The sequence below is a fragment of the Dietzia sp. DQ11-38-2 genome (genome assembly GCF_014145055.1).
GTDB lineage: Bacteria > Actinomycetota > Actinomycetes > Mycobacteriales > Mycobacteriaceae > Dietzia.
Map to the genome: position 1 here is coordinate 1 of NZ_JAALDW010000110.1, position 5518 is coordinate 5518.

Genomic DNA, 5518 nt, shown 5'->3' on the forward strand with positions numbered 1-5518 from the left:
GTGGGACTGGCCGGCGGAATGCTCGCGGTGATGAGCGGACACGCGACGCGCTCGGAGTTCGATCTCGCCGCAGAGGATCTGCGGCCGGACGTCGTGGTGGCCGCCACCGACACCGCCGAGGTGTGGGGGCTGGCCGAGCACGGGTTCGTCGAGGTCGGCCGGGCACTGGACGGCTGGGTCGTCGCGGGGCCGGCGGACGGTCGTTCGAACGGGGTCGACCGCTGGAACGGGGGAGCGGTGGCGGCCATGACCTCCGGGTCGACCGGCCGCCCGAAGTGTGTGATCCAGACCGAGGACGCCCTGCGCTACGCATGCCGCTCGACGATCGAGGCCGTGGGCCTTCGGCCCGGTGACCCGGTGGGTGCGCTGGTGCCGCTGTCCTCCGCGGCCGCGATCTGCTTCGGGATGTACCTGCCGACCATGCTCGGCGGCGCGATGGTGGCCTTGGACAGGTGGAAGCCGGAGACGGCGGTCGCGCTCCTGCGCGAGCACCGCGTGGCCTGGACGATGCTGGTCCCCACCATGGCTCTGCAACTCACGTTGGTCGACGGTGCCGAGGGTGCGCTGTCGGCGATGCGGGCCATGACCGTCGGCGGCGGCCCGATGAACCAGAAGGCGCTGCACGACGCCGAGGTCACCCTGGGTACGACCCTGCTCCGGGTGTTCGGGATGTCCGAATGCCTGGGTCACACCACCCCGTCCCCCTCGGACGAGGTGGAGGTGCGCCTGGGACGGGATGGACGCCCGTTCCCCGGGACCGAGGTGCGGGTGGTGGACGCCGCCGGTGCCGTGCTCGAACCGGGTGAGCTCGGGTCCCTGCAGGTACGCGGGCCCTCGCTGTTCGTGGGGTACGCCCGCGAGGGCGCCCCGGTCGCGCCCGACGTCAATGCCGACGGCTTCCTGTCCACCGGCGACAGGGCGGTGATCCACGACGACGGCAGCGTGAGCATCCGAGGGCGCGAGAAGGACCTCATCATCCGCGGTGGACGCAACATCGACATCAACGAGGTGGAGAGCGCGCTCGCCGCCATCCCGGGGATCCACCAGGTGTGCGTGGTCCCGGTGCCCGACCCGGTACTCGGAGAGCGGACGGCGGCACTCGTCGTGTCGGAAGGTGAACCGCTCGGACTCGAGCAGATCCGTGGGCACCTGGAGGCGGCGGACTTCCCGAAGTTCAAGTGGCCCGAGTTCGTACGGTCGGTCTCCGTGCTCCCGCAGTCCAGGGTGGGCAAGTTGGACCGCAAGGGAGCGGCGACCCTCGCGGCGGAGATGTTCGCGGACTGATCGGTTCGGCGGGACGGCGAGGTCACCTGTGGTGTGGATCGATACCACTGTGACCTGAACTCACTTTCGCTTAACCTGGACGGATCATCACTCACATGGGGGTAAAGGCGATGGCGCCAACAAAGACCGAGGGCCCGAGATCCAAAAGGAACGTCATCCTCGAGGCGGCCGTGGCGAACTTCGGCAGCGTCGGTTACGAGCACACGAAGTGGGCGACCATCGCCGGCGAGGTGGGGATCGGGCAGACCGCGCTTTACCACTACTTCGAGTCCAAGGCGCACTGCCTGCTCACCATCATGAGCGCCGAACTCACCAGGTATCACGAGCGCTTCACGGTGGCGGTCGAGGGAGTGGGCGACGCCGAGACCGCGCTGCGGGCGGCGATCTCCAGTGCCTACGACATCACCGAGACCGAGGCGCTCCAGGCGCGGATCCTTCTCCACCACATCGACATGCTCGCCACCCCTCGCTCCTCCGAGCGGGAGGAGGAGGAGCGGGTCAGGGCACGTGAACTCGTCCGGGTGGTCGAGCGCGACTGGACCGGCCTCCTCGAGCGCGGGATGGACTCGGGGGAGTTCCCCCGGCGCGACCCGGTCGAACTCGGGAGGTTCGTCCTGGGCCTGATCAACTCCGTGTGGAACTGGTACCGCCCCGGCGGCAGTCGAACCCTGCCCGAGGTCTCGGACTCGGTCATGGGGGCGTGTTTCCGGCTGGTGCATTGAGGCGCTCCGGTCCGCGCGGGGGCCGCGCAACAGGGGTCTTCGGCATCCCGCGGTGGTACTGTGACACCAATTCCTGAAGTGAATTCAACTATGGAGGTATCGTGTACAACCTCATCGTCATGGCGTCGAAGCCCAGCGACTGGACTCACGAGGAGTTCATCACCTGGTGGCGCGGGGAGCACGCCGAGGTGACCTATCCGCTGCCCGGTCTGCGCCGGTGGTCGCACACCGCGGTCAAGGAGACCGGTCCCACCAGGCACTCCCTGGGATGGGACGGTGTGTCGGTTCTCAGCTTCGACTCGAAGGAGGCCTACGACGCCATGCTCGAGAGCCCGGAATGGGCGAAGGCCGCGGAGCACGTCGGCTCCATGGGAGGTCGCGCCATCATGGTGATGGGCGAGGAGCAGGTCATGGTCGGCGACTCGTGACCGCCTCGGGAGCGGACTGGGCCGAACTCGGGTGCCATCCGGTGGCCGAAGGTGTCCACCGGATCCCGCTCCCGATGCCGCAGGACGGCCTGCGTGCGATCAACGTCTACGTGGTCGAGGGCCCGCACGGGGTCTCGCTGATCGACGCCGGGTGGAACGTTTCGGGCAACCTCGAGATCCTGCGCGGCGGTCTGAACTCGGTCGACATCGGGCTCGACGAGGTGACCGACGTCCACGTGACGCACATTCACCGCGACCACTACACGATGGGGCCGGAGCTCCGCAGGCGCGTCGGGAGCCGCATCCACCTGGGGGGTGGTGAGCGCCCCGGACTGACCGAGCTCCTCGAACTGCGCACCAGCGTCCCCACGGACTCGCTCGATCAGCTCCGACGGGCGGGAGCCGCGGAGATCGCCGAGGCGTCCCGTGTCGAGGCGCTCGCCGAGCCCTGGGTGGCCGAGGACTGGGAGTTGCCGGACACGTGGACCGAGGACGGCCCGGTGTCGGTGGCGGGACGGCCGATGCAGGCGCGGCGGACCGCCGGCCACACCAAGGGGCACCTCGTGTTCGACGATGCCGCCCTCGGCGTGACGTTCACAGGCGACCACGTGCTTCCCAGGATCTCCCCGTCCATCGGCTTCGAACTCGGTGGGTGGGACAACCCACTGGGTGATTACCTCGCCTCACTTGAGGCGATGCTGGACCGTCCGGACACGCTCATGCTGCCGGCGCACGGGCCGGTCGGAGGCAGCGTCCACGGGCGGGTCCGCGAGCTGCTCTCCCATCACGATTCGAGGCTGGACGCCACGCGGGCGCAGGTGGCCGCCCGGCAGGGGGCGACCGGGCTCGAGGTGGCCGCGGGACTCCCCTGGACCCGCCGCGAGCGCGCGTTCTCCTCGCTCGATGTGTTCAACAAGATGATCGCGACGTGCGAGACCATGGCGCATCTCGACGTGTTGGTGGCGTGGGGAGACCTCGTCGTCGACGAGGTCTCGTCCGCCGGCGTACAGCGCTTCGTCACCGCCTGAGGCGGGGCGGTGCGGGCTCAGCGCGCGGTCCAGCCGCCGTCCGCGTAGAGCTCGGCGCCGGTCATGAACCCGGCGTCGTCGCTGGCCAGGAAGGCCACGCAGCCGGCGATCTCCGCGGGGGTGCCGAGCCGTCCCATCGGGGTACCGGCGAGCATCCCGCGATGGCGCTCGCTGCCCTCGAAGCGCTCCAGGAGCTGGGGGGTCTCGATGAACCCGGGATGGAGGGAGTTCACCCTGACGCCCCTGGTGGCCCAGTGCATCGCGGCGTTCTTGGACATCGTCCGTACCGCGCCCTTGGCGGCATGGTAGGCGAAGCTGTTGCCGAAGCCGCCCACGCTGCCGAGGATCGAACAGACGTTGACGATCGCCCCGCCGCCGGTGCGTTCGATGGCGGCGCCGGCGTGCTTCATGCCCAGCCACACGCCGGTCTGGTCGACGTCGATGACGCGCTGCCAGTGCTCGGGGGACTCGTCTTCCACCGTCTTGAGGCTGCCGATCCCCGCGTTGTTGACCAGCACGTCCAGCCGGCCGTGGGCTTCCATGACGCGGTTCACCGCGGCGCTCCACTGCTCCTCGGACGCCACGTCGAGCTCCACCCGGAGGTGGGGTCCGACCGGGAGGGAGGAGGCCACCTCGTCGAGGGGGGTACCGGGCAGATCGGCGGCGACGACGACGGCGCCCTCGGCCGCGAGCCGGCCGCAGATCTCCGTGCCGATTCCACCGGTCGCACCCGTGACGAGCACGACGTGATCCTCAAAACGCTCCATGTGTTCGGCCTTTCCGGTGCCGGGGGGTGTACCGCTCGACGATAGATGAAGTGAACTGAATTCAGTATACGCCTCGGGTGGCCTCCCGGATCGGGTGCCGCTCAGCCCTCGGCGGGGAACACCACCATGAGTGCCTCGGCGATGCATGCCGGCTTCTCGCTGCCCTCCACCTCTATCGCGTAGTGAACGCAGGCCAGGACGCCGCTGGCCTGCGCCTCCCGGGTCCACGCCACCCGGCCGGCAGCCCGGATCCTGTCGCCGGGTCGGACGAAGGAGGGGAACCGCACCTTGTCGAGCCCGTAGTTGATCGCGCGTCCGATGCCCTCGAACGTGAACAGTTCGGAGCTGAGGCGGGGGAGGAGTGACAGCGTGAGATACCCGTGGGCGACGGTCGACCCGATGTTCGACGCCGCCGCCCGTTCCCGGTCGACGTGGATCCACTGCCAGTCCTCGGTGACATCGGCGAAGGCGTTGATGCGGTCCTGGGAGACCGTGAACCAGTCACCGGCCCCGAGGTCGAGGCCGGCGGACGCTCGGAACTCGTCGACACCGTGGAATACGTGGGTCATGGATTCTCCTCAATCGAGTGGGCGGGCGGAGGGGCCGGCGTCTCGCACGGTATCGGGTACGAGCGGGGCGCGGAACCCGCTTCTCGAACTAGGTTCAGTAGAGCAGCGGCTACCGTTGGGGGGTGAACGAGGATAGCGGCCCGGACCGGCGGAGCCTGGCAGTCGGCTATGTCCCCGGTGTGCGACCCGACAAGTGGCTCACCCGGTGGCGCGAGCGCAACCCCGACCTGCCGATCACGGCGCGGCGGGTGGGTGACCCCCGGGCGGAGCTGGCGTCGACGCCGGGTTCGGGAGGTGTCGACGTGGTGTTCCTCCGTGAGGCCGACCACGCCCCCCGCTCCGCCCCGGCCGGACTGTTGCGTATTCCGCTGTACACCGAGACCATGGCCGTGCTCGCAGCGCGGGGCCACGAGATCGGCGTCTACGAGTCCCTGTCCCGGGCCGACCTGGAGGGGGAGCCGTGGCTCGACCCCGTCGACGCGATCACCGCGTCACCCGACGAGGTCTCTGCCGCGGTGGACCTGGTCGCGGCCGGAGTCGGACTACTGGTGCTACCGCAGCCGTACGCCCGCGCACTGAGTCGTCGGGACGTCATCGAGCGCCCGTTGGAGGGCGTTCCCGCCACCCGCATGGGCGTCGCCTGGTCGTCGGACCGCGAGGGCGACGTGATGATCGACGAGTTCGTCGGCATCGTCCGCGGGCGGACCGCCGCCACGTCCC

7 protein-coding genes are annotated in these 5518 nt (G+C 69.6%); 5 read left to right on the forward strand and 2 right to left on the reverse strand.

The features are described 5' to 3' along the window. The 4 genes from G6026_RS04275 to G6026_RS04290 form a co-directional block, all read left to right on the forward strand. Window positions 1-1284, forward strand: a 1284-nt coding sequence (locus G6026_RS04275) for an AMP-binding protein (protein ID WP_182612345.1), incomplete at its 5' end; no start/stop codon positions are given. A 95-nt stretch (window positions 1285-1379) separates the two neighbouring features. Next, on the forward strand, window positions 1380-2006 hold the full coding sequence (locus G6026_RS04280) for a TetR/AcrR family transcriptional regulator (protein ID WP_228549465.1): 627 nt from the start codon (window positions 1380-1382) through the stop codon (window positions 2004-2006). A 101-nt stretch (window positions 2007-2107) separates the two neighbouring features. Beyond that, on the forward strand, window positions 2108-2434 hold the full coding sequence (locus tag G6026_RS04285; protein ID WP_182612346.1) for an EthD domain-containing protein: 327 nt from the start codon (window positions 2108-2110) through the stop codon (window positions 2432-2434). Beyond that, window positions 2431-3462 (forward strand): MBL fold metallo-hydrolase, encoded by a 1032-nt coding sequence (locus tag G6026_RS04290; RefSeq protein ID WP_347238062.1) that lies wholly within the window; start codon window positions 2431-2433, stop codon window positions 3460-3462. The genes G6026_RS04285 and G6026_RS04290 overlap by 4 nt, the downstream gene beginning before the upstream one ends. A gap of 17 nt (window positions 3463-3479) precedes the next feature. Here the strand turns inward: G6026_RS04290 and G6026_RS04295 are convergent, their stop codons facing one another. Then, entirely contained in the window at window positions 3480-4229 is a 750-nt protein-coding gene (locus G6026_RS04295) for an SDR family oxidoreductase (protein ID WP_182612348.1), read from the reverse strand. A gap of 101 nt (window positions 4230-4330) precedes the next feature. After that, on the reverse strand, window positions 4331-4798 hold the full coding sequence (locus G6026_RS04300; protein WP_107756812.1) for a MaoC family dehydratase: 468 nt from the start codon (window positions 4796-4798) through the stop codon (window positions 4331-4333). 122 nt (window positions 4799-4920) lie between these two features. Between G6026_RS04300 and G6026_RS04305 the strand changes: the two genes are divergently transcribed. Beyond that, on the forward strand, window positions 4921-5518 hold a 598-nt coding region (locus G6026_RS04305; RefSeq protein ID WP_347238063.1), incomplete at its 3' end, for a LysR family transcriptional regulator substrate-binding protein.

What these genes read in the sequence shown, in the direction of transcription:
- G6026_RS04280 (WP_228549465.1), top strand. Translation starts at nt 1,380, where the DNA reads ATGGGGGTAAAGGCGATGGCGCCAACAAAGACCGAGGGCCCGAGATCC.
- G6026_RS04300 (WP_107756812.1), bottom strand. Translation starts at nt 4,798, where the DNA reads ATGACCCACGTATTCCACGGTGTCGACGAGTTCCGAGCGTCCGCCGGC.
- G6026_RS04295 (WP_182612348.1), bottom strand. Translation starts at nt 4,229, where the DNA reads ATGGAGCGTTTTGAGGATCACGTCGTGCTCGTCACGGGTGCGACCGGT.